The sequence below is a fragment of the Flavobacterium faecale genome (assembly GCF_003076455.1).
GTDB classification, from domain to species: domain Bacteria; phylum Bacteroidota; class Bacteroidia; order Flavobacteriales; family Flavobacteriaceae; genus Flavobacterium; species Flavobacterium faecale.
The window spans coordinates 2280777-2306221 of record NZ_CP020918.1 but is presented as its reverse complement, the minus strand read 5'-3'; the positions used below and the strand labels follow the sequence as shown (position 1 = coordinate 2306221).

The window sequence follows — 25445 nt, the reverse complement described above, 5'->3', positions numbered from 1 at the left end:
AAATCCAAACTAATCCTCATCCCAAATTTGATCTATAAAATTGATTAGCTTTGATTTATAAAGCAATGTAATTAGGAATCACAGCAAGAACTAGACATCCGAAAAATGAATAAAATCAATAAAGTAGCAGCAGTTTCACTCCTTTTTTGGAGCATGAAAATAGTAGCAACCACCTTGGGCGAAACCTTGGGTGACTTTATTTCTATGACTCTAGATCTAGGCTACGCCATTGGAATCTTAATTACCTTAGTTTTCTTTATTGGTATATTAGGATTACAACTTTCGATAAAAAAATACGTACCCGCTATATATTGGTTGGTGATTATTGGAACCACAACGCTCGGGACAGAAATTTCAGATTTCATGGATCGCACTTTGAATTTAGGTTACACGTATGGCAGCCTAATTCTAATAAGTTGTTTACTCTTGACCCTTCTATTATGGTTTAAAAAATATAAAACCCTTGAGGTATTCCCAATCAAAGAGCTACCAAAAGAACTTTATTATTGGACTGCTATTTTGTTTTCGAACAGTTTAGGTACCGCCTTTGGAGATTATCTAAGTGATGTGTTGGGAATAAGCTATCTAACCGGAGCTATGGTTACAGGCAGCATTATTCTGTTGGTAGTTGCACTGCATTACTACACAAAAATTAATCACATTCTATTGTTTTGGATTGCATTTGTATTTACTAGACCATTTGGTGCAACCTTTGGAGATTTCCTAACAAAACCTATTACCAAAGGTGGTCTGGACCTTGGTACACTGCAGGCTTCGATAGTCTCGATAGTCATTATGGCGCTTCTTATTTACCGTGCTAGCCACCAGAACAATGCACAATCTACCCTTGAAAAATACTCATAACAAAAAATTTTTTGTATAATCGACCAATTCCTGCGTATGCTCAGGTAGCGCATCACCTACATAAGGATGCGAACCACCAAAGACGTGATTTGCACCGTCAATAATTTGATGTTTGGCTTTTGTAAAGTGTTTTTTGAGTAAATTGAATTCCTCCATTTTCACTGCAGCATCGTTTGTGCCTTGCAAAATGAGGTAAGGAATTGTCATTTTCTTACTAGCAAGACTCAAATCGTAATACGCTTTATTTGACTCTAAATCCTCTAAAATTTCGATCTTGAGCGGCATCATTTGATTTGTTCTCGCATTCTTGATGTATTGAACTCCGGCTGCTCGCCATTGTGCCACAAATTTGGCATTCCAACTGCGATGAAAATCAAACGGGCTGGCCCATGTCACTACCTTTTTAATGGTCGTTTGTTTGTGACTGCAATACAACAAAGCAGCAACTCCGCCCTTACTGTGTCCTATTAAAAAAATATTTTGTGTGTTTATAACGGGTATTTCCAATCGAAGCTCGTTCAACAAAAAATGCTCGACACTGGCTATATCCTCCATTTCTTTACCTAAGGTATTGATCGAAAACTTTTCAAGCGCAGTAAAATCAGAGGCATCTTCGAGACCCATTCCGTTATGAGAAAAATTAAATTTAACAAATGCAAACCCATTATTTACAAAATAATCTGCTATCATTTGCCAACATCCCCAGTCTTTAAATCCTTTAAATCCGTGACAAAAAATTATAGTCCCTTTCGGGTTTCCTTGCTCAGAATAGCTAATATCCAAAGCAAATTCCTGATTTTGTGCACCTTGCAATATGTGTTTTTTATTTACACCCATAGTTATACAAAATATTTAATTGTTTTTCGAAAATTAAAATTAACCCTTTTTTTTATCGAAATGGTTTTTATACTGCTATTTTTTTCTATTTCATTAGCAAGACAACCCAAATAATTCAGAAAAATTTAACTAATCACCAATAAAAGAAAGGAGTTCAATTATAATTATTACGACTTTTTTTAATTAGATTTGTTTAACTTACAATAGCAACAATGAAAAAATACCACTTTGTCATTATACTATTATTTGCATTTATCACTACCGCCTTTTCTCAAAATAGTGCCACTTTAATAAAAGTAGATAATAAAGATGTATATCTCACAACAACAATTGGACATGACATTACAGGAACATACCTATATGATGGCACTACCGAGCCAATAGTTTTGTTGAATGCAAATGGCACAGGTATTTATCAGTTTCAAGATCTATCAAAAAATAATATAAGTTGGGGTATTGAGTCCAATGAAAAAGGATATCCTTTATTCGAAAAAGGGTTCGACAGTTCCAAGTATTCTTTTTGGTACAAAAAAACGTCAGATCCAGAAGAAAACTGGACAACAGTGCAACTTTCTATACACCCCAACAAGAAGAAAATTTTTATTGCAGGAGAAAGAAGTAAAGATTACATCGAAAAAATTTAACCACGAGCTATTCGAAAAAATATAACATTCTTTTTTAAGAATCACATTTTTTTTCTATTTTGCAGTACATTATAACTAACCTATGACAACCATAACAAGATTATTTGATCTTCCTTATTACCAAGAACAAAAATACAAAACCATTCCTGATGCACTCGTAAACAAAGAGAATGGCGTTTGGGTAAAGACTTCAACTCAAGATTACATTGCAAAAGCCAATGCTATTTCTCGTGGTTTATTGCGACTAGGAATCGAAAAAAACGACAAAATTGCTGTTATCTCTACTACCAACAGAACGGAGTGGAATATAGTTGATATCGGGATTTTGCAAACAGGAGCTCAAAATGTACCTATATATCCTACTATTACTGAAGAGGATTATGAATATATTTTAAACCATTGTGAAGCTAAATATTGCTTCATCTCTGATGCAGTATTATTCGAAAAAATAAGCCGAATCAAAAAAAATGTACCTTTATTGAAGGAAGTATATTCATTTGATTCAGTTACCAATTGTAAAAACTGGAAAGAACTCTTAGTTTTAGGAGAAGATATTTCGAACCAAAATGAAGTAGAAGCGCGCAAAGACAATGTTACAACACTTGACCTCGCTACAATTATCTATACATCTGGTACAACCGGAAGACCAAAAGGTGTAATGTTATCACACCAAAATATAGTTTCAAACGTATTAAACAGTGCTCCGAGAATCCCATTTCAAGAAGGAGTAAGTCGAGCACTTAGCTTCTTGCCTATTTGTCATATTTTTGAACGAATGATACTTTATCTATACCAATATTATGGTGTTGCCATTTATTTTGGTGAATCTATCGAAAAAATTAGCGACAACATCAAAGAGGTGCAACCCACTGTAATCACAGTTGTTCCTAGACTAGTAGAGAAAGTCTACGATAAAATTTACTCAAAAGGAAATGACTTAACAGGAATCAAACGTAAGTTATTTTTCTGGGCAAATGATCTAGGGTTGCGTTACGAACCTTATGGCGCCAATGGATGGTGGTATGAAATGCAACTCAAAATTGCTCAAAAACTAATTTTCAGTAAATGGAGAGAAGGTTTAGGAGGTAAAATTGAGCTAATGGTTTCTGGTAGTGCACCCTTGCAACCAAGATTATCTCGCGTTTTTGCCGCAGCGCAAATTCCGGTAATGGAAGGATACGGATTATCTGAAACATCCCCTGTGATTTCGGTTAATGACATGCGTAACAATGGTTTCAAAGTAGGAACAGTAGGGAAACCTATTGACAATCTAACTGTAAAAATTGCTGCCGATGGCGAAATTCTTTGCAAAGGTCCAAATGTAATGATGGGCTATTTTAAAGATGATGCAAAAACAGCAGAAGTAATCATTGATGATTATTTTCATACCGGAGACATTGGAGAGATAGACAGCGAAGGTTTTCTTAAAATTACTGATCGTAAAAAAGAAATGTTCAAAACATCTGGCGGAAAGTATATTGCACCACAACTTATTGAAAATGCCATGAAACAATCACGTTTTATTGAACAAGTGATGGTTATTGGTGACGGACAAAAAATGCCCGCTGCTTTCATTCAGCCCAACTTTGAATTTGTTAGAGAATGGGGTGTGTTGCATAAAATTGATTTAGGCCCATCAAATGATTCATTAGTAAACAACAAAGAAGTTATTGCTCGTATTCAAGAAGAAATAAACGAAATCAATACCAAATTTGGAAATTGGGAACAAATTAAACGTTTTGAATTGACAAGTGATGTTTGGACAGCTGATAGCGGACACCTTACTCCTACTTTAAAACTAAGACGTAAAATCATTATGGGAATTTACAAATCATTATTTGATAAGATTTATAATTCATAAACTATTCGCTATCCAAATAGATGTGTTAAATTAACACCTACCTTATTATATCAATAAAAAAGCTGAGAGCCATTTTCCACAAAATGACTTTCAGCTTTTTTATTATACTCCTATATATGTATTACTTCAAAATTCGACTATTATCATTTTAAAGAGTAATCAATCCTTTAATTTTAGATTGGAAATTAAATCCATTTTCATTACCTTAGTAAATCAAATTCAGCTGCTACTCTACTATTAACACTGTTTTCACACTTTCAATCTACAGAGAAAGTTATTCATCTTCAGCCTTTTATTATATTTAATAAAAAAATAACTTAATTTTATTATGCGTGCATAGTATTTTTTTCTTATATTTGAAAGAGTTACTACTGCTTATGAAAGACAAAACTATAGATTACATATTGAGGGCCACTTGGCAAGCCGTTTCGAGGATGTACAACGAAGAGGCTGCGAAATATGGAGCCACTATGTCAACAGGATTTGCACTCTTGAGTATGGACAAAGAAAAAGGAACACCATCAACGTCATTAGGACCAAAAATGGGAATGGAAGCAACTAGTTTAACACGTACCCTGAAGTCTATGGAAGACAAAGGACTGATTGAACGAAAAAAAAATCCAGACGATGGTAGAGGCGTATTAATTTACCTCACCAACGAAGGCAAAGATAAAAGAGCCGTGTCTAGAGAAAACGTAATGCAATTTAATGCAGCCATAAAAAAGAACATACCCGAAGATAAACTTCAAAACTTTATGGAAGTCGCAGAAATAATAAATGAATTAATTCAAAATAAATCTATTTTTAATCAAACCGAAAAAGCTGAAAATGAAACGCACAATTAAAAAAGTTGCAGTAATAGGATCAGGTATAATGGGTTCTGGCATTGCTTGTCATTTTGCCAACATAGGAGTCGAAGTATTACTTCTTGATATCCTACCTAGAGAACTTACTGAAAGTGAAACAAAAAAAGGACTTACATTAGAGTCGCCTATTGTGCGCAATCGCGTGGTCAATGACCATCTTGCAAATGCGCTAAAATCAAAGCCCTCTCCTATTTACAGTCAGAAATTTGCTAACCGAATTACAACCGGAAATACTACCGATGACATGGCCAAAATTGCCAATGTTGACTGGATTATTGAAGTGGTTGTAGAACGATTGGACATTAAGAAAGTGGTTTTCGAACAAGTCGAAAAATACAGAAAACCAGGAACATTAGTAACGTCTAATACCTCCGGAATTCCGATTCACTTTATGAGTGAAGGACGTTCAGAGGATTTTCAGAAACATTTCTGTGGAACGCACTTTTTTAACCCTGCACGTTACTTAAAGTTATTCGAAATTATTCCTGGACCACTTACATCTCCTGAAGTTTTAGACTTCTTGACTGTATATGGTGAAAAATTTCTAGGAAAAACTTCTGTGGTAGCCAAAGATACTCCAGCTTTTATTGGAAACAGAATTGGAATCTTCGGAATTCAAAGTTTGTTTCATTTGGTAAAAGAAATGGATCTTACTGTGGAAGAAATCGACAAACTTACTGGTCCTGTAATTGGTCGTCCAAAATCGGCTACTTTTAGAACTGTTGATGTTGTTGGATTAGACACTTTGGTGCATGTTGCCAACGGAATTTACGGGAATTGCCCAGAAGATGAGCAACACGCCTTATTCCAATTGCCAGATTTCATCAATACCATGATGGAAAACAAATGGTTGGGTAGTAAAACTGGACAAGGATTTTATAAAAAAGAAGGAAGAGAGATTCTAACTTTAGACCTCAACACCTTAGAATATAGAGCAGCAAAAAAAGCTTCTTTTGCAACGCTTGAATTAACAAAAACTATTGACAAACCTATCAACCGTTTTAAAGTTCTTGTAAAAGGGAAAGACAAAGCGGGAGAATTTTACCGCAAAAGTTTTTCAGCCCTTTTTGCCTATGTTTCTAATCGTGTCCCTGAAATTTCAAACGAACTTTTCAAAATCGACGATGCTATGAAGGCAGGTTTCGGTTGGGAAAATGGTCCATTTGAGATTTGGGATGCTATTGGAGTAGAAAAAGGAGTTGCCATGATGAAAGCAGAAGGTCTAGAGCCTGCACATTGGGTAACAGATATGATTGCTTCAGGGCATACTAGTTTTTATTCTATTAAAGAAGGAGCAACTTATTTCTACGATCTTCCAAGAAAATCACAAGAAAAAGTACCAGGACAAGATTCGTTTATTATCCTGAACAACATTCGCGAAAGCAAAAAAGTTTGGAGTAATAGTGGTGCAATCATTCAAGATTTGGGTGATGGTATTTTGAACTTAGAGTTCCAATCAAAAATGAATACTATTGGTGGTGATGTTTTACAAGCTATCAATAAAGGAATTGATCTTGCCGAAAAAGAATACCAAGGTTTGGTAATCGGTAATCAAGCAGCTAACTTCTCTGTTGGAGCAAATATCGGAATGATCTTTATGATGGCCGTTGAGCAAGAATATGATGAGCTTAATATGGCTATCAAAATGTTCCAAGATACGATGATGCGTGTACGTTACTCAGGTATCCCAGTTATCACAGCACCTCACGGAATGACATTTGGTGGTGGTTGCGAGATGAGTTTGCATGCTGATAAAGTAGTTGCCGCAGCCGAAACCTATATGGGATTGGTTGAATTTGGTGTAGGTGTACTTCCTGGTGGAGGTGGGTCGAAAGAAATGGCGTTACGTGCATCGGACTTATTCCACAAAAATGATGTTGAGTTGAATGTGTTGCAAGAATATTTCTTGACTATTGCAATGGCAAAAGTATCTACTTCTGGTTATGAAGCGTTTGATACTGGTCTATTACAAAAAGGAAAAGATATTATTGTAGTGAACAAAGACCGTCAAATTGCTGAAGCTAAGAAACATGCTTTACTAATGGCCGAAGCTGGATACACACAACCAATACGCAGAACAGATGTTAAAGTGTTAGGAAAGCAAGCTTTAGGAATGTTCTTAGTAGGAACAGACCAAATGGAAGCGGGTAAATATATCTCTGAGCACGATAAAAAAATTGCCAACAAACTAGCTTATGTTATGGCTGGTGGTGATTTATCTGAACCAACATTGGTAAGCGAACAATATCTTTTGGACATTGAAAGAGAAGCATTTTTATCGCTATGTACTGAAAGAAAGACGTTGGAACGTATTCAGCACATGTTGAAAACCGGAAAACCGTTGCGTAACTAGTATCCCCTTAACCCCGAAAGGGAATAAGAGAGATGATAAAATAATATAATTCTAAAACCCTATTTACCCCTAATAGGAATTCCCCCGCTGCGGTGGGGTTAGGGGGCTAATATGAAAACAGCCTATATAGTAAAAGCATACAGAACTGCCGTGGGGAAAGCCCCAAAAGGTGTGTTCAGATTTAAAAGACCAGATGAACTAGCAGCAGAAACCATTCAGTACATGATGGATGAGTTACCGCAATTTGATAAAACCCGTATTGACGATGTTATGGTAGGAAACGCCATGCCTGAAGCAGAACAAGGATTGAACGTTGCACGTTTGATCTCTTTAATGGGATTGAAAGTTGAGGATGTTCCTGGTGTAACCGTAAACCGTTACTGCGCATCAGGATTAGAAACGATTGGTATGGCAACCGCCAAAATTCAATCAGGAATGGCACACTGTATTATTGCAGGTGGAGCTGAAAGTATGAGCTTTATTCCGATGGGTGGGTACAAACCAACTCCGGATTATGCTGTTGCAAAAGCAGGAAACGAAGACTACTACTGGGGAATGGGTTTAACAGCTGAAGCCGTTGCACAACAGTTTAACGTTTCGAGAGAAGATCAAGATGAGTTTGCTTTTAACTCGCACATGAAAGCTTTGAAAGCACAAGCTGAAGGTAAATTTGACAGACAAATTGTTCCTATTACTGTAGAGCAAACGTTTTTGAATGAAAATGGTAAAAAGGAAACCAAATCGTATGTTGTAAACAAAGATGAAGGACCTAGAGCCGGAACTTCAAAAGAAGCATTGGCAGGACTAAGACCCGTTTTTGAAGCTGGTGGAAGTGTAACTGCTGGGAATTCATCACAAATGAGTGATGGTGCTGCTTTTGTATTGGTTATGAGTGAAGAAATGGTAAAAGAATTAAACCTAGAGCCAATTGCACGATTAGTAAACTTTGCATCAGCAGGTGTTGAACCTAGAATTATGGGTATCGGACCGGTAAAAGCAATTCCGAAAGTATTGAAACAAGCAGGTTTGACTCTAAACGATATTGAATTATTCGAATTGAACGAAGCTTTTGCTTCTCAATCATTAGCAGTAATTAGAGAATTGGATTTAAATCCTGACATCATCAATGTAAATGGTGGAGCGATCGCAATGGGTCACCCATTAGGATGTACAGGTGCTAAACTTTCAGTTCAATTATTTGACGAAATGAAACGCCGTGGTAACAAATACGGAATCGTTACTATGTGTGTTGGTACAGGACAAGGATCAGCAGGGGTTTATGAATTAATGTAAAGCCCCCTAACCCCGCCTCGGCAGGGAACAAGAATAAAAAAGAGAAGAGAAAATAGACTAGATAAGACTTTTGGTTCTTCATTCGAATTAAATATGCAACTGATCATTGCAAAGCATAGAAAATATATTAACATAATAACTTTCAACCATTTAGAACTTAAAATAGAAGATTTCCAAAGAATGACCATGTCATTTCAAAATAACCTTAAATAGGTCTTTTTTCTAAAATCTCTATTCTATATTCTTTTAAAAAAAACATACATAATGAGCGACGTAACTAGAGGAGGACAATTCCTTGTAAAAGAGACCAAGTGCGAATCAATATTCACACCAGAAGATTTTAATGAAGAACAAATCATGATGCGTGATAGTGTCAAAGAATTTGTTGATAAAGAATTATGGGCACACAAAGCCCGTTTTGAGCAAAAAGATTATGCATACACAGAAGCGTGTATGAAAAAAGCTGGAGACTTAGGTTTCTTGAGTATCGCTGTACCAGAAGCTTATGGCGGAATGGGAATGGGATTTGTAAACACAGTATTAGTTTGCGATTATATTTCTGGTGCAACTGGGTCTTTTTCTACAGCCTTTGGAGCACATACAGGTATTGGTACCATGCCAATCACGCTTTATGGTAGCGAAGAGCAAAAACAAAAATACGTACCTAAGTTGGCTTCTGGAGAATGGTTTGGAGCGTATTGCTTGACAGAGCCAGGAGCTGGATCGGATGCAAATTCTGGAAAAACAAAAGCAGTTTTGTCTGAGGACGGAAAAACATACAAGATTACAGGACAAAAAATGTGGATTTCAAATGCAGGTTTCTGTAGTGTGTTCATCGTTTTTGCTCGTATTGGAGATGATAAAAATATTACTGGTTTTATTGTAGAAAATGATCCTGCAAATGGAATCACAATGAACGAGGAAGAGCACAAATTAGGAATTCGTTCTTCATCTACTCGTCAAGTTTTCTTTACTGATACTGTTGTACCGGTAGAAAACATGTTGTCTGAAAGAGGAAATGGTTTTAAAATCGCAATGAATGCCTTGAACGTAGGACGTATCAAATTGGCTGCAGCTTGTTTGGACGCACAACGTAGAGTAATTACTAGTTCAGTAGAATATGCTAATGAAAGAGTACAATTTAATACTCCAATTGCTAAATTTGGTGCTATTCGTTATAAATTAGCCGAAATGGCAACTTCTTGCTACGCAGGAGAGAGTGCTACTTATAGAGCGTCAAAAGATATTGAAGACCGTATTGCAGCTCGTGAAGCTGAAGGTGCATCTCATCAAGATGCTGAATTAAAAGGTGTTGAAGAATATGCTATCGAATGTTCTATTTTGAAAGTAGCTGTTTCTGAAGATGTTCAGAATTGTGCTGATGAAGGAATTCAAATCTTTGGTGGAATGGGATTCTCTGAAGATACTCCAATGGAATCTGCTTGGCGTGATGCTCGTATTGCTCGTATATATGAGGGGACAAACGAGATCAACCGTATGCTATCTGTAGGTATGTTAATCAAAAAAGCAATGAAAGGTCATGTTGATCTTTTAGGACCTGCTTCAAAAGTTGGTGAAGAATTATTGGGTATTCCATCTTTCGATACACCTGACTATTCTGAATTGTTTGCAGAAGAGAAAGAAATGGTTGCCAAATTGAAAAAAGTATTCTTAATGGTTGCTGGTAGCGCTGTTCAAAAATACGGACCAGATTTAGATTCTCATCAACAATTGTTAATGGCTGCTTCAGATATTTTAATCGAAGTGTACATGGCTGAAAGTACTATTTTGAGAACTGAGAAATTGGCTAAAAAAGAAGGTGCAGATAAAGTTGAACAACAAATCGCTATGGCGCAATTGTACTTGTACAAAGCAGTAGACATCATTACTCAAAAAGGAAAAGAAAGTATTATTTCTTTTGCAGAAGGAGACGAACAACGTATGATGTTAATGGGATTGAAACGTTTTACAAAATACACAAACATGCCAAATATTGTGGCATTGAGAAATACAATTGCTAGTAAACTTATTGACGAAAATCAATATTGTTTCTAAACAAGAAAGGTTCTGAATCAAAAAACCGCAATCATTAAGTTGATTGCGGTTTTTTCGTTTTTATACTTACCAAAATAAAGTGAAATTGTAAACTCTAAAGTTCATCTATCAAGAGAACTTAAAAAATATTTGGCCTCTAAACCAATTTTATTTTACAATCCACAAAGGGATGTTCAAATCTTGATTAAAGAGTTCATCTGTGACGCTACCAACCAATAATGATGAGAAAGTATTCCTCCCCTTGTCACCAACAATAATAAGATCAACCTTTGCAGATTCCGCTTTTCTACGCAATTTTTCAGCAATCCCAGTATCTCTACCTGGAATTATCTCTGTAGTCAATTCTCCTTTGTATCCTATCTTTTTAATGAATTTCTCATGTTTTTCCTTTAAATGATTCTCAATTTTTGAATCAAGATGTTCCTTTGGAATATAAATTGAAAATTGTAATGGAACATTGTAAACGTGAACCGACTTTACGGTAGCTTTCGTAGTTTTCTGTAAATTTTCGGCTACTTCAAAGACTTTATTAGAAGCGCTTGAAAAATCTGTACCCGCCCAAATAGTATTAATAACAGGTTTTGAATTCATAGGAATGGATAGAATATTACACTTAAGCATATGAAGTAGCTTTCCGCTAACAACCCCAGTTCCTTTAATTTTATTTTTATTACCTACTATAGCAAGTTGAATTTCATACTTATTGACAATATAATCTATAAGTGATTCCGAATAGGGATCTTCTGAGATAAGTACCTCCCAGTCTGTTGAAGAGGTAAATGTCTCTTCTACTTTTTCATTTAATTCATCTCCTATTATTTCATCTAGATTGATACCTTTTAATTGCTCTTCAAACAATTCTGATATTTCATATTTCTTGATATTATGTACAAAGTAAACTTTATTCACCTTTAAAGTTTCTGCTATAAAGGATGCATACTCAATTAAAGTAATGTCAATATTTGAAAGGTCTAAGGCGACCAATATGTTTTTTATTTCAGCCATTTTATGATTGTTTATTTTTATTTAATTGACTTGTATGTTGTTTTTTAACGATCTCTGAAACTATTTCTTCGTAATTTTCAAGCTCTTTTTGAGAATGTCGTTTTTCTAATTTTCTAAGGTCTTCGCTTAAACCTTTATAAAGTGAAAAGCACATCACGATTAAAATAATAGCAAAAGGCAGGCCCGTGACTATCGTGGCCGTTTGAAGTGCCTGCAACCCTCCTCCTAATAATAGTACGGCAGCAACACCACCTTCAGAAAGGGCCCAAAAAATTCTTTGGCCTACAGGAGCATCTATTTTACCTCCGGAAGTTAAATTATCAACTACCAATGACCCAGAATCTGAGGAGGTAATAAAGAAACCTGCAATTAATATTATAGCAATAATATTTAGATAAAAAGAAAAAGGATAATCTTCTAAAAACACAAACAAAGCAGTAGCCACATTATCATTTACTGCTTTTACGATAGTATCATCTCCAAGTAGTGCTTGATGTAATGCGGTACTTCCAAAAGCTGTTATCCAGAAAAAAGTAACAAGAGAGGGTACTAATAAAACACCTAATATAAACTCACGTACGGTACGACCTTTAGAAATACGAGCAATAAACATCCCTACAAAAGGAGACCATGCGATCCACCATCCCCAGTAAAAAATGGTCCAAGCATTTTGCCAACTTGAACCCGTATAACTTTCTGTCCAAGTTGCTATTTCAAGAAAACCAGATAAATAATTCCCAGTATTTTGTACAAAAGATTTAAAAATAAAGATAGTTGGTCCTAGAATCAAAACAATCAACAGAAATAAAACGGCTATTCTCATGTTCCATTCACTTAAAACTCGCACCCCTTTGTCTACTCCCAAAACAACCGAAACGGTAGCAATTAATGTAACACCAACAATTAAGACAATTTGAGTTTGCACGCCGCTATCGATTCCAAAAAGATGGTGTAAACCTGCTGCAATTTGTTGTACGCCCATACCTAATGAGGTTGCAAGACCAAATAATGTAGCTAATACTGCAAAAATATCGATTGCATCACCGATCCTCCCATAAATCCTATCTCCTAAATAAGGATAAAAAATGGATCTAATGGTTAACGGTAAGCCTCTAGAATACGTGAAATAAGCTAAAGACAAACCTACCAAAGCATAAACAGCCCAAGCATGAAAACCCCAATGCAAGAAGGTAAATTTCATAGCTTCCTTGGCTGCTTCGGCGGTTCCGCCTTCTGCCATTGGTGGACTCAGAAAATGAAAAATAGGTTCTGATATACTCCAAAATAACAATCCGATTCCCATTCCCGCACTAAAAAGCATAGCAAACCAAGATAGAGTCTTGAATTCAGGTTTTGCATTTTGACCTCCGATTCGTAAGTGTCCAAATTTACTAAACGCCAAATAAATCATGAATATTAGAAAAATATTCACGCTTAATATAAAAAACCAACCCGCCTTATTGGCTACAAATTCTTGGGTTGCTGTAAAAAATTTTTCTGCCCCATCTTTAAACATCAGCGTTAGTGTGATAATTAAAATGATGGTAATCGCTGATGTAAAAAACACCGGGCCATTAACCTCCAACCCAAAAATGGATTTCCTCTCATCACTTCTTATAATTTTCTTAGCCATAAATCCTTTTATTTATTATTATAATTTAAATTCCTTATTCTTCTAAATCCTTCTACTTATTATTCAAAGTCTAAAAATAGTAACCAATATTAATGTTAAACCTAGCTTCCCATTTGGCATCGGGATTCCCTTTTGCAAAATCATCTACAAAATTTCCACCAAGCCAGGAATGATTGTACCCAGCGGCATAATCAACATAGGTATACACATTTCCTGCAGAGATTAAAACTCCCGTAACATTCATATACGAATCGGTAAATCCAGCTGTTTTTTTCTGCATAAAACCAAAATCATTATAAAATTGTAAGTTGGTTATCGGCCCATATTCTACGGGAACATTCCTAGAAATCCCCAAGGTGTACATATTAAAATCGGCAGCAACTTCATAAGGTGCTCCATAAGCAGACATCGTTACTACATCGTCGGATTCACCAATAGCATTTTCAGGATTATTTGTTGCAGCAATAAATTGTGCTTTTGCATTCCATTTTCCTTTGGTTAGTTCATAGTGAGCAGCAAAAGCAGCATGATTTCCAACTTCTTCCGTGTCTAGATTGTAAAGCCCACCATATTCTACTGAAACACCCACTCTACTTGCTGACTTTTCGCCAAATTTGTAGATGAATTTTCCGTTAAATTGATTCACTTCTTTATTTCGCCCCGTGACATCATAAGAATATCGACTCGTCGAATTTTCTGAATTGTTTCCAAATCTTAATTCCTCTGCATTTTTAAAAAAGGCCAGTTGATATTCAAATTTCTCACTACTGTGCATGTATTTTATTCCCATATCATGGTCATCTTCTAAACCAACATAATAGGCTAAGTTGAAAAACCAGTTATGAGAGTTGTACTGCTGAATACCAAAAGGAACCTGAGTCAAACCAACTTGTATTTGATCTTGTTCATTTATATTGTATCCTAGCCATCCCTGCTTTAGCATTCCACCACCAAAACCTTCAGAATACAGTCTGTACTCGGCATTCATAAGTATTCCTTTGTATGCCCCTTTGGCATTTATTCTAAACACATCATATCCAAAATCTCCCCCTCGCTTTTTCTGACCATCCTTCCATGAAGATAAATTATAGTTAAAACGCAAAGCACCACCAATGCTTAGTTCTGGCTTATCCTGAGCGGTTAATGGAAGTACCATAAGTAAAAATAGGAGCATTAAGCACTTCTTTTTTGTGCATTGTAATCGAGTAATTTTTTTTAACATCAATCTTTTTTAAATTAAACTTTTGAATAAATAAGGATACCTAAAAACAAAAAAAGTGATTCAGGTAATCCAGCAATAGGTTTGATTATCTTGTTATCCTGCCTTTTTTATAGCTAAGTATTGTAAAATAGCAATGTTCATCCTATAGCAAAAAGCTAGAGAAAGGCATTCAAAAAACTTAAATGAGTAAATGATTTATAATCAATATCAACCTGTTTGAAAAAAAACAGTCTTAAAGAAGCAAAATATTGGATTGCAAATTTAGACAAAGCAGAAGGTTTTATTGCCTAAAAGGTGATTTTAAGGACTATATTCTAGGATATCATAATGACAAAAACTTTCTATTACTTTATTCGCAATTATTTTATTAAATGATAAAAAGATAAAAGATTTAGAATTAAAAAATTTGCCCTAAATGAGTTGAAAAAACGCAATATTTTGTCTCTTCGACATCATAATTGCGTTAAAAAAGACTAGAAATTCACTTTTTTGATCAGAAAACCAAAATGAATCCCTGCTTCTATTTCGAAAACCATTACTAATACAAACTAAAGTGTGCTTAAGTGTAAATTATGTAAAATTATAACGTAATTATCCGTTTAGACATCTCATATTATTTGTAATTTTACCCATAATTAAATAACACTTACAATTATGAAAAAAATCATTCTTTCCTTCGTACTGATGGCTGTTGCCTTCTTAGGATGCAAATCACTATATTCTTCTAATGACAAAAAGTTAACATTAAACTTTGAAGCTAAGAGCGGTAGCAATGTAGCTGGAATTGCCACATTTGTAGAAAAAGACGGCAAGGTAACACTTGAAGCAAATTTCACAGGACTAACTCCTGGTGTACATGCGATACACATACACGAAAAATCGGACTGCTCTTCTCCTGACGGGAAATCTACTGGAGGACACTGGAATCCAACTTTTAAAAATCATGGAAAATGGGGTGTTGGTGAATACCACAAAGGAGATATTGGAAATTTCACCGCTGACAAAAACGGAAATGGTTCGATAAAATTCACTACCGATGAATGGAACATAGGATCTGGCGATGCTACCAAAGACATTTTAAATCATGGAATTATAGTTCATCAAGGTACAGACGATTTCAAGACACAACCTACAGGTGACGCTGGCGGACGTGTTGCTTGTACAGGAATCATTCGATAAATACTGCTTAGTTTAAGGAGTATTATTCGAATAAAAAAACCACTTACAAATCTTGCTGTAAGTGGTTTTTATGTTTTAACGCTATTCTATTTTATCTAGTACGCTGACAAAGGTGCTGTTCCTGATCCTGTAGAAACAGAAGTGATTTTCACTTCACCAGTACCAGTAGTTTGGTTGTAAACCCCCGTTTTGAAATAGTAACCACTAGCACCGAAATCTGTGCTACTAATTGTAAATGATTTGGTATAATGTGTTTTATCTGTAGCGTCATAAATGCTGAATACCAATTTGGCGCCTGTCATTTGCAACGTGATTTTGTACTCGTGACCTGTATTAAAGGCAACATCGCTGTCAATATATTCTTTAGTTTCAGTATTCCCAGTGTCTGTTTTATGTGAATTTTGCTTGAATCTGAATTTTCCACTATCAACAACTAGCATGAAAAACTGTTGGTCGTTATCACCATTTCTATGCAACTGCACAATAGCCATTTCTCCGGTAGTTAGATACTTGGTCACATATAGTTTTGTTTGTTGGTAAGATGTCGCGTTATAGGCATACTCACCTAGTCCGCGCAATTCGCAACGGGTTGATTTTCCTTTGTTCATAGTCATAATTAAGTTATCACCACTCAAATAACAATAGGATGATACACCAGAGCTCGTCAATGAGGTATAACTTGTTGTACTTGTGCTTCCGGTAGTAGTACCAATCTGAATTTTGTAGCTGTTCAATACAGTACTGGTTACTTTTGCCGTGGAAACTGCAGCATTAGCGGTAACTTCAGTCGTTGTTGCAGCAGCAACATCTGTGGTAGGAGTAGCATCAGTTGTACAAGATAGTGCAGTGACTGCCATTGATAAGCAAGCGATTTTTACTGCTGCTTTCGAAAAATTTTTAGTTGTAATCATAAATTGGTTTGTTAGTTTGGTAAATCAATTATTATAATGCCAAATATATACAAAGACCAGTATATTGATTCTAAAAATCTTAAAAAATTAGACAATACGCAACATTTGCATTTATTTGTAAATATAAACGTAACAAAATAGATTTTTTAAAAGCTTAAAAATAAAATCAGCAAAATAGTACTGCATATTGATACACTATTATGTAGAAGCCAAATTCTTTTGCTTAACAACTGTTCCGTCCCATATGCGAGTATTGGCGTGCAACCTGAATTATTGATTACCCCTTCTCTACTAACATTCCTATTAGTGAAGTCATTGGATGAAAACTGCTAACACAAAATCCTAATTATTTAAACTGTACCACGTGTAAATTATGTAACCTAATTCAAAATTGATAGAACATAACAAGCACGGTCTAGTCTTAGTTTTGTAAATTATAATCTCACATACATGCTACAACAATACAAAACGACACTGTTTATATTCTTAATTTTTACTTTTGCAAGCGCTCAAATTGATCCCGATAAGGTTATCATTCGAAAAACCCTATCTGAAGCTTGGGAATTGGATAGCATTGACAAGCAGGGAACTTTTAGATTAATGTCTTATCGCCCGATTTACTTTTCGGCCGCACGATGGTCAAGTAGACGAAATACGGAACCTTTTAATGAAAGTGGTGAATTTCAATCCAAGGATAAAAACATTTTTAACAATATCGAAACTAAATTCCAGATTAGTTTTAAAACCAAAGTTATACAAGGATTACTTTTTGGAACCGGAGATCTTTGGGTGGGCTACACCCAAAAAGCACACTGGCAGGTATATAACAAGACCTTAAGTAGAGCTTTTCGTGAAGTCAATTACGAGCCAGAAGTGATGTTAAATTTCCCGACTAAAATTCCGTTATTTAAGGGCCATATTCGAACAGTTGGTTTGACTTTAAATCATCAATCCAACGGAAAAGATATCCCGACCTCTAGAAGTTGGAACAGAATCATCCTGAATATAGGCTATGAATATAAAAATTGGAACATCAACTTCAGACCTTGGTACCGTATGCCTGATGACGAAGACGAGAATCCAGGTATCACGAGATCTGTGGGTGATGCAGAATTAGAAGTTGCAACTCATTTTGGCAAACATGAATTTTACACTATTATCAATCACTCTTTTAGCACATTAGAGAAAGGTAATATCCAACTAAATTATGTCTTTCCTATACATGGACACCTACGTGGACATGCACAAGTTTTTCAAGGCTATGGTGAAACCTTAATTGACTATAATATTCAACAAACAACTATTGGTATTGGAGTTTCGTTTGCCAATTGGTAGCGACAATTGCAATGGTAATTCCATTATCCAAACCACACATTTAAATATTTTCAATTAAAACCCTCGCATTTTATAGCTTGTACTCCTACTTCCTTTATCTTCCTTGTATAAAATGTCTTTAAAGATTAAATCATTGATGTCTCTTAAAGCGGTATCATCGGAACATTTAGTGATTTTAGCCCACTTTTTTGTGGTCAAATTACCTTCAAAATCATTCCAAAGTAGCTGAATCATTTTTAGTTGACGGTCATTCAAAATCGTCTTTTGATGTGTCTTCCAAAATTCAGCTTTTTGTAAACTGCGGCTAATCACTGTTTCTGAGTGAATTATTGCTTTTTTCAATATATCAATAAACCACAGCAACCAATTAGTACAATCTAAATTCCCCTTTTGAGTTGCCTCTAATAGATCATAATAGCTTTTTACAGTACTTAAAATTTGAGACGATAAACTGTAGCAGCGCATGGCGCAGTTTTCTGACTTTGCCAAAAGGCTTTCTGAAATTGAACGCGCTATTCGACCATTGCCATCATCAAAGGGATGAATTGTCAAAAACCATAAATGTGCAACCGCAGCTTTTATCACTAAATCTTGACCAGTATCCTCAGCAAGCCATTTCATAAAGTCCTCCATTAAGGTCGGAACTAAAGTAGCAGCTGGAGCTTCAAAATGTATATTTTCGTTTCCAATTCCACCTGAAACCACTTGCATTGGTCCTCGTTTATCTTGCCGCCAACCCCCTACTGTTATGGGATACAAACCACTATTGCCCATTGGGAACAAAGCAGCGTGCCAACTGAAGATTCGTTCTGTAGTTAGTTCGTCCTTGTAATTTTGGAAAGCATCCAGCAATAACGCCACAAAGCCATCAATATTTTGATTTGTAGGTTGGTTGTCATAAAATGGATCACCGATCTGTTTTGCGATGGAGGAACGTACCGCTGCTGGTTTATAAATTTCGCCCTCTATTTCGCCCGAAGAAAGTACTTCTGTTTCTAATAATAACAAATTGGACTCGTATTGCGTACTAAAACCCAATGACTCCATTTTACCCAGAATGCGTCCTTGCAAAAAACGCACTTCGCTTAAAGGAGTCAATAATTGCTCATTATCCCAATAAAACTGAGGGAAATCTGGTCGTTCGTGGATGTATTTTGTCATTGTCCTTAAATTATGCGGTAAATATACCATTATTTACCGCATAATTTGCAGAGAATATTAAGTTATTCACCGCAGGATTGATTAGGTTATAGTTAAAATGAGCTAAGGTTTTGGTATACAGATTGTTGTTTACTTCTCGTCAATGCGACGAAGGGAGCAATCACGTAAACAGCGTTACCGCTCGATAACGGAACAATTTCTTAGTTTTTTTCTTGCTAATTGTTTTCTTTCTTGCGATAAAATAAATAATGAAACATTTTATGGAATAATCCTTTTTATCTAGCTTGTTAGTTTATTTTATTTGTAGACACGAGCAATATTCACTTATGTATGTGGTAATTACCACTTCCTTAATTATAAAGAAATTGCTAATTGATTCATTACAGGTGTATATAGATCTATATCAACCTCATCAGTTTCTAAACTAACAATTAAACTATAACGAACTTTTTCATTAAACTTGTTTTGTCTCTTTAAATTCTTGTACCAACCATTTTTGGGATAAACGGCTAAAACATTTCTCTCTGATATTTCTCGACCTGTTGCGGTAATGAAATCTTTTCGAATAGACCCTTTTGCACTTATTGTGTTACCTATTTCCCAATTAACACCAGTTCTAGATGGTTTATTTTCTTTTGTTTCGTTTTCTGGCTTTGACACTCTTATTTGAAATTCCTCAATAGATTCATTTCGTTTAATTAATTCAAAATCTAATTGGTGTGAATGATAAGAGTAATGAGTAGCTAATCGTCTACTTCCTGGATTCGGTTCAATGTAGTACGATAATGTAACTACTAATTTTACCATTTTTTCTTCTAAACTTTCTAACGCTTCAATTGGCCAAGGAAGATTAAACAAATGATATTCATTATATTGACCTCTCGACTTCTCATATTTATAGGGTTGAATTTCTCTCTCTGCAATTAGCGTTAAAGAATTTTCTACACTATGCATTGCTTTTTGGATATTAGGCACACCATAGCCAACAGTTCTTAGTAAGTTTTTTTTGGTAATGCTTTTTTTCATTGCATCAGTCCAATCAGCTGAATGAATCATTAGACCTCTAATAGTTTCTACCCAATAGTTAGGATAATTCGTTCTTAATTCAGCAGCCATTTTTGAAGCTAAGCCGGCCGCACCACTAGTATCTCCAAAGGGCATAAACAAATCGTTAGTAAAATCCGCATCTGTAGTTAATAATCTCAATACTGAATGGTCTGATGTATAAATTCCATCAGTAGATCTATTTCCTCCTTCAAACACCAAATCAGGTTTATTTGGCCAACTTCTATTAAATAAAAGAGATGTTGAGTTACTAGGAGACATTGCACCATAATCAGCTAATGGTTTATATCCAGTTGAAATATCAATTTTATCTTTTCTTGTGTAAGCACCAATAGTTAAAGCATTATAAGATTGTGCAGGATCATGTATGCATTCTGTTTCGTTTAGTGAAGGGTAATCACTATGTTTTGTAATGGAAACATTACCTCCACTTATAATAAATAATTGCTGCTCTAGTTCTTTACCAAAACAAATATTATCAACAGCAGACGACCAAGATGAAGGCCTTCCATTAAATCTTGTATTAACATCTGTAACTGTTAAACAAAATACTCTCAAATTTAATGGTTTATAAATTTGAGGTGTATTAACCCCGCTTTCTGTGATGGCTCCATATAAATCAGGATCATTATTACTATTGGTGCTAATTACTTTAAAAGACTCTAAGCCGTGAAAAATCTCTATATTATTTGAATGACTTAATGCGTCTGTCAAATCTCCATATAATGACAACCCTGCTACACCTGTTCCGTGGTTTAAATCATCTTGTTTCCCCCATGACTCATTATAAGTATAAAGATTTTCATCCATAACAAAATTTCTCAATAAAAAATGGTTATTATTTACTCCGGAATCAAGTAAACAAATTAATACGCTATTAGCGTCAAGATTGTTAACCGTTCTATTTTGTAAATCGTCTAGGTATTCTTTTTTAGTTTCAAAAGATATGTCGTTATCAGTGAGGAAATTTGAAATTTCTTGAGGTTTTCTTAATTCGGCGAGATTATCTAGTAACAATAAAGAATCTGATAATAGCTTAGAAGTACCTTTAACCAACTTTACAATATATTCTGCTAATTCAATTTGTGACAAACCTATTTGACATCCAATTATTTCTAAATTATTGTAAACATCATCTAATTTGTCTTGATAGTTTTCAGATTTTCTAAACCAAACTTCCCACCAAATATTCTCATTTTCTACAGGAAAAGGAATTTCAGGCGTATCAACCCAAAAAGATTTTAGCGTAGCAATTTCAATACTATTAATATTGTTTAATAAAGCTTGATTTTTAAAATTTCCTTTCTCAGAATCCTTAGTAGGATCAAGAAATTGTTTTATTTTTTTAATAAAATCAGAAACTCCATTCTCATTTACCACAACTAGTAAAGTATACCTAAATTCTTTGCTTTCTTTAACTAGTCTTTCTTCGACCTCGATTTTTAAAAGTTGGAAAAGAATTTTGGTTTTTCTAACTCCATCTTTGTCAAATTTATCAAAATCAAATTTTGTTCCCCATTCTGAAACAAATTCAACATAGATTGAATCATCAATAATTAAATTAGAATTCTCAATCACTTGTACTTCAAACGATTTCTTTATTTTCTCAATTTCCTTAAGTAAATAGCTCCCATGTGACCTATCTCTTGTTATTGGAGTAGGACTAATTGGATTGGACTTTGGTGTCTTGTAGGTTCTTTTATCGTAATTACCCTCAAATGAAATATGTGGCTTATTTTTCATTTACAACATTTCTCAACTTTAATAATTTTTTTAATGTTGCTAATTCTAAATTACCCATATCATTCAAAATCATCTCTTTAATCGTATCATTACATATTCTAACAATTTCAGAATAATTTAAACCTAAAGCTAGTTTTGAAAGTACTTTATAATCAACTTTTGTAGAAAAAGAAAATGCTTTTGTATGTTTTTTTATAATTTCAGAAATATGGTTTTCATCAGGTAAAGGATATTCTATAATTTCGTCAAATCTTCTAAACAAAGCTTTGTCTAAAGATTCAGGTAGATTTGTTGCTGCAATTATTATACTATTACTCTGGTCTTTTTCAATGTTTATTAAAAAGGAATTTAAAACTCTTTTTATTTCTCCTACATCTTGATTTTGATCTCTATGAGACCCAATTGAATCAAATTCATCAAAAAGATACACAGCTCTTTGGTCATTCATTGCGTCAAAAATCAATCTAAGTTTTGCGATTGATTCACCCAGATATTTGGACATTAATCCATCCAATCGTATAATAAAAACAGTAATTCCTAATTCACCAGCAATTGCTTGAGCTGTCATAGTTTTACCGGTTCCCGGAGCACCAGTTAATAATAATTTACGCTTTGGTTCTAAATTATGAGCCTTTAAAAGTTGCCATTTTTCTTGCTCCTTGATAACTTTATATAGAGTTTCTTTAATATTTTCATCCAAAACCATATCACCTAAATTGATTTTAGGTTGAAAAACCTCTATTAATTCTTGTAATTCTCTTTTGGGTAAATTTAAAGGTAAAGCTTTGCTATGTATAGCATTTACAGACCTATCCTTTTTTGCTACATCAATAAGTTTTTTTAATTCCTGTGCAAAAGTTGTATGGCCTTGCTTAGCTTCGGTTGCAGCAATTTGCAAAGCAATTGAGAAGAAACGACTTTCATCGTCATCTCCAAAAGATTTTATTAAGGATTTTATTTGATCTGCAGCTGCCATTTTGGTAATATATTGAACAAAAATATAATAAATCTAGTGTAATAACTAAAGTTTTAAACATTCATTACTATACAGTACTAAAATAATAAATCATTTTACTGTCAAAGTTCAACATACTAAAACAAAAAATCAAATCTACATTAAAATACTTTCCACTTCTACAAGACCCCAACTCCCCGCATTAGGGATCGCAGCGGCATCCTTTTTTGGGGCTTTTTCTGCCCCAAAAAAGATATAGCGAAGAGCCCGACCGAAGGGAATGCCCAAATAATTATTCTGACTAGTCGAACATTCTATAAAATGTCGTTAAAAACCATTTTTAAACCTGCTTGGATGCCCGCTAAATGATAACAAATAAATATCTTTGCACCACTTAAAATGTAAAGATGGATATCAATCAGGAAATACTGAATGCTTACGAGGTGATTAAGGAGGGCGGAATTATTCTATACCCTACCGATACGGTTTGGGGAATTGGCTGTGATGCCTCGAATCCTGAGGCGGTTGCGAAGATTTATAAACTGAAACAACGTGCCGAAACGCAGTCGATGATTTGCTTGATGAATGGCGAGAAGATGATGTATAATGTCTTTAAGGAGATTCCAGAAGTGGCTTGGCAAATTTTGGATTTATCTGAAAACCCAACGACTTTGATTTTGGATAATCCGAGAAATGTGGCTGCAAACATAGTTGCAACTGATAAAACACTCGGAATAAGACTGGTTAAGGAACCGTTTTGTTTTAAGTTGATGGAACGCATGAAGAAGCCTTTGGTGTCGACTTCGGCCAATATATCGGGCCAACCTACTCCTAAAAGTTTCAAGGAAATTAGTCCTGCGATTGTTAATGGTGTGGACTATGTGGTGAACTGGAATAGGGAGCTTGTATGTGGTAAACCCTCTACGATCATTAAGTTAGGAAATGACCACCAAGTGAAGATCATTAGAAAGTAAAAAAAGTTGTTACAAGTTTCAGGTTGATTAACTATACGTGAAAGTTGGAACGTCAAAAAATCATATGAATTATACAAAAGCTTTACAAAACCCTATTTTTAAAATTGTGGCGCAAGCGAGTGCCGAACTGCAAATTGATAGCTATGTTATTGGCGGGTTTGTGCGTGACTATTTGCTAGCGAGACCGTTGAAGAAAGATATTGATATTGTTGCCGTTGGTAGTGGTATTGAATTGGCCTTGAAGGTCTCTGAATTGTTGCCAAACAAGCCAAAGGTACAGGTTTTTAAAAATTATGGTACTGCAATGTTGCGCTACAAGGATACGGATATTGAGTTTGTAGGCGCTCGTAAGGAGAGCTACCAAACGGAAAGCCGCAATCCTAAAGTGGAAATTGGTACGTTACAAGACGACCAAGATCGCAGGGATTTCACGATAAATGCGTTGGCTTTTTCGTTAAACGAAAGTAATTATGGGGATTTGATTGATCCTTTTGATGGTGTAACAGCCTTGGAGGCTAAGTCCATCAAAACGCCTTTGAACCCAGACATTACTTACTCTGACGATCCTTTGCGTATGATGCGCGCCATCAGGTTTGCAACGCAATTGGGATTTGAAATTGAGGCGGAATCCTTGGAAGCGATTTCAAGAAATAAAGACCGCATCAACATTATCTCTGGTGAGCGTATTGTGGACGAATTGAACAAAATACTTTTGACCGAAAAGCCATCTATTGGATTTTTACTGTTATATAAAACGGGTTTACTCGACATTATTTTGCCCGAATTGACAGCTTTGAACAATGTGGAGGAAATTGAAGGTCAGACGCATAAAAACAACTTTTATCATTCGCTTGAAGTTGTAGATAATATTTGCCCAAACACAGATGATGTGTGGTTGCGATGGTCGGCTTTGTTGCACGATATTGGTAAGGCACCGACGAAGAAATTCAACAAAAAACAAGGTTGGACGTTTCATGGTCATGAATTTTTGGGCGGAAAAATGGTTAAGCGAATCTTTGAGCGTTTGCACATGCCACTAAACCAAAAAATGAAATTTGTACAGAAAATGGTGGTGATGAGCTCACGCCCTATCGTGCTCTCGCAAGATTTGGTTACCGATTCGGCAGTACGCCGCTTGGTGTTTGACGCTGGTGATGAAGTGGAAGATTTGATGACGCTTTGCGAAGCAGATATCACGACCAAAAACCCAGGGAAATTCAAGAAATACCACAATAATTTTGTGATTGTACGTCAGAAAATTGTGGAAGTAGAGGAAAAAGATTCTGTTCGAAATTTTCAACCACCGATTACAGGAGAGCAAATCATGGAAATTTTTGATTTGAAACCTTCAAGAGAAATTGGAACATTGAAAGAAGCGGTTAAAGAAGCCATTTTGGAAGGTGAGATTCCGAATGAATACCAAGCCGCATATGATTTTGTGTTAAAAAGGGCACAAAAAATGGGCTTGAAAGCAATAAAATAAAACTAT

At 35.1% G+C, this 25445-nt stretch carries 19 protein-coding genes; 11 read left to right on the top strand and 8 right to left on the bottom strand.

What is annotated here, in order from left to right:
* Nucleotides 1–105 precede the first annotated feature (105 nt).
* Complete coding sequence (locus tag FFWV33_RS09990; RefSeq protein ID WP_211316291.1) at nucleotides 106–864, top strand: COG4705 family protein; 759 nt, start codon at nucleotides 106–108, stop codon at nucleotides 862–864.
* On the opposite strand, the gene FFWV33_RS09985 is transcribed toward FFWV33_RS09990, so the two are convergent.
* Nucleotides 859–1701, bottom strand: a complete 843-nt coding sequence (locus FFWV33_RS09985; protein WP_108740775.1) for an alpha/beta hydrolase family protein — start codon at nucleotides 1699–1701, stop codon at nucleotides 859–861. The two genes, FFWV33_RS09990 and FFWV33_RS09985, sit on opposite strands and share 6 nt — an antisense overlap.
* Nucleotides 1702–1913: 212 nt before the next feature.
* Here FFWV33_RS09985 and FFWV33_RS09980 point away from each other — a divergent pair, with 212 nt between their 5' ends.
* From FFWV33_RS09980 to FFWV33_RS09950, 6 genes are all read left to right on the top strand, one after another.
* Nucleotides 1914–2345: a hypothetical protein gene (locus FFWV33_RS09980; RefSeq protein WP_108740774.1), complete on the top strand. Its 432-nt coding sequence runs from the start codon at nucleotides 1914–1916 to the stop codon at nucleotides 2343–2345.
* An 82-nt stretch (nucleotides 2346–2427) separates the two neighbouring features.
* A complete protein-coding gene (locus FFWV33_RS09975; protein WP_108740773.1) occupies nucleotides 2428–4206 on the top strand; it encodes an AMP-dependent synthetase/ligase in 1779 nt (592 codons plus the stop codon).
* A gap of 377 nt (nucleotides 4207–4583) precedes the next feature.
* Entirely contained in the window at nucleotides 4584–5051 is a 468-nt protein-coding gene (locus tag FFWV33_RS09970; protein ID WP_108740772.1) for a MarR family winged helix-turn-helix transcriptional regulator, read from the top strand.
* Nucleotides 5035–7425 carry a 3-hydroxyacyl-CoA dehydrogenase/enoyl-CoA hydratase family protein gene (locus FFWV33_RS09965; RefSeq protein ID WP_108740771.1) on the top strand — a complete coding sequence of 797 codons (2391 nt, stop codon included), beginning with the start codon at nucleotides 5035–5037 and terminating at the stop codon, nucleotides 7423–7425. Before FFWV33_RS09970 ends, FFWV33_RS09965 begins: the two co-directional genes overlap by 17 nt.
* A 111-nt stretch (nucleotides 7426–7536) precedes the next feature.
* Nucleotides 7537–8718, top strand: coding sequence for an acetyl-CoA C-acyltransferase (locus FFWV33_RS09960; RefSeq protein ID WP_108740770.1), 1182 nt, complete (start codon nucleotides 7537–7539; stop codon nucleotides 8716–8718).
* A gap of 264 nt (nucleotides 8719–8982) precedes the next feature.
* Nucleotides 8983–10773 (top strand): acyl-CoA dehydrogenase family protein, encoded by a 1791-nt coding sequence (locus FFWV33_RS09950; RefSeq protein WP_108740768.1) that lies wholly within the window; start codon nucleotides 8983–8985, stop codon nucleotides 10771–10773.
* A 147-nt stretch (nucleotides 10774–10920) separates the two neighbouring features.
* Here FFWV33_RS09950 and FFWV33_RS09945 read toward each other — a convergent pair whose 3' ends face one another.
* The 3 genes from FFWV33_RS09945 to FFWV33_RS09935 all read right to left on the bottom strand — a co-directional run bounded on the left by FFWV33_RS09945 (nucleotide 10921) and on the right by FFWV33_RS09935 (nucleotide 14633).
* Nucleotides 10921–11778, bottom strand: coding sequence for a universal stress protein (locus FFWV33_RS09945; protein WP_108740767.1), 858 nt, complete (start codon nucleotides 11776–11778; stop codon nucleotides 10921–10923).
* A gap of 1 nt (nucleotide 11779) precedes the next feature.
* Nucleotides 11780–13411, bottom strand: coding sequence for a BCCT family transporter (locus FFWV33_RS09940; protein WP_108740766.1), 1632 nt, complete (start codon nucleotides 13409–13411; stop codon nucleotides 11780–11782).
* Between the two features lie 70 nt (nucleotides 13412–13481).
* Entirely contained in the window at nucleotides 13482–14633 is a 1152-nt protein-coding gene (locus tag FFWV33_RS09935) for a hypothetical protein (protein ID WP_108740765.1), read from the bottom strand.
* Between the two features lie 654 nt (nucleotides 14634–15287).
* On the opposite strand from FFWV33_RS09935, the gene FFWV33_RS09930 reads away from it, so the two are divergent.
* Nucleotides 15288–15812, top strand: coding sequence for a superoxide dismutase family protein (locus FFWV33_RS09930; RefSeq protein ID WP_108740764.1), 525 nt, complete (start codon nucleotides 15288–15290; stop codon nucleotides 15810–15812).
* 95 nt (nucleotides 15813–15907) lie between these two features.
* Here the strand turns inward: FFWV33_RS09930 and FFWV33_RS09925 are convergent, their stop codons facing one another.
* Nucleotides 15908–16723 (bottom strand): polysaccharide lyase family 7 protein, encoded by an 816-nt coding sequence (locus tag FFWV33_RS09925; protein ID WP_108740763.1) that lies wholly within the window; start codon nucleotides 16721–16723, stop codon nucleotides 15908–15910.
* Between the two features lie 450 nt (nucleotides 16724–17173).
* Between FFWV33_RS09925 and FFWV33_RS09920 the strand changes: the two genes are divergently transcribed.
* Nucleotides 17174–18058: a phospholipase A gene (locus FFWV33_RS09920; protein WP_108740762.1), complete on the top strand. Its 885-nt coding sequence runs from the start codon at nucleotides 17174–17176 to the stop codon at nucleotides 18056–18058.
* Between the two features lie 54 nt (nucleotides 18059–18112).
* Here the strand turns inward: FFWV33_RS09920 and FFWV33_RS09915 are convergent, their stop codons facing one another.
* The 3 genes from FFWV33_RS09915 to FFWV33_RS09905 form a co-directional block, all read right to left on the bottom strand.
* Entirely contained in the window at nucleotides 18113–19219 is a 1107-nt protein-coding gene (locus FFWV33_RS09915) for a Fic family protein (protein WP_108740761.1), read from the bottom strand.
* Between the two features lie 354 nt (nucleotides 19220–19573).
* Complete coding sequence (locus FFWV33_RS09910) at nucleotides 19574–22027, bottom strand: S8 family peptidase (protein WP_108740760.1); 2454 nt, start codon at nucleotides 22025–22027, stop codon at nucleotides 19574–19576.
* Nucleotides 22017–23003, bottom strand: coding sequence for an AAA family ATPase (locus FFWV33_RS09905; protein ID WP_108740759.1), 987 nt, complete (start codon nucleotides 23001–23003; stop codon nucleotides 22017–22019). The genes FFWV33_RS09910 and FFWV33_RS09905 overlap by 11 nt, the downstream gene beginning before the upstream one ends.
* Before the next feature lie 386 nt (nucleotides 23004–23389).
* On the opposite strand from FFWV33_RS09905, the gene FFWV33_RS09900 reads away from it, so the two are divergent.
* Complete coding sequence (locus tag FFWV33_RS09900) at nucleotides 23390–23956, top strand: L-threonylcarbamoyladenylate synthase (RefSeq protein ID WP_108740758.1); 567 nt, start codon at nucleotides 23390–23392, stop codon at nucleotides 23954–23956.
* Between the two features lie 64 nt (nucleotides 23957–24020).
* Nucleotides 24021–25439: a CCA tRNA nucleotidyltransferase gene (locus FFWV33_RS09895; protein WP_108740757.1), complete on the top strand. Its 1419-nt coding sequence runs from the start codon at nucleotides 24021–24023 to the stop codon at nucleotides 25437–25439.
* Nucleotides 25440–25445: the final 6 nt, after the last annotated feature.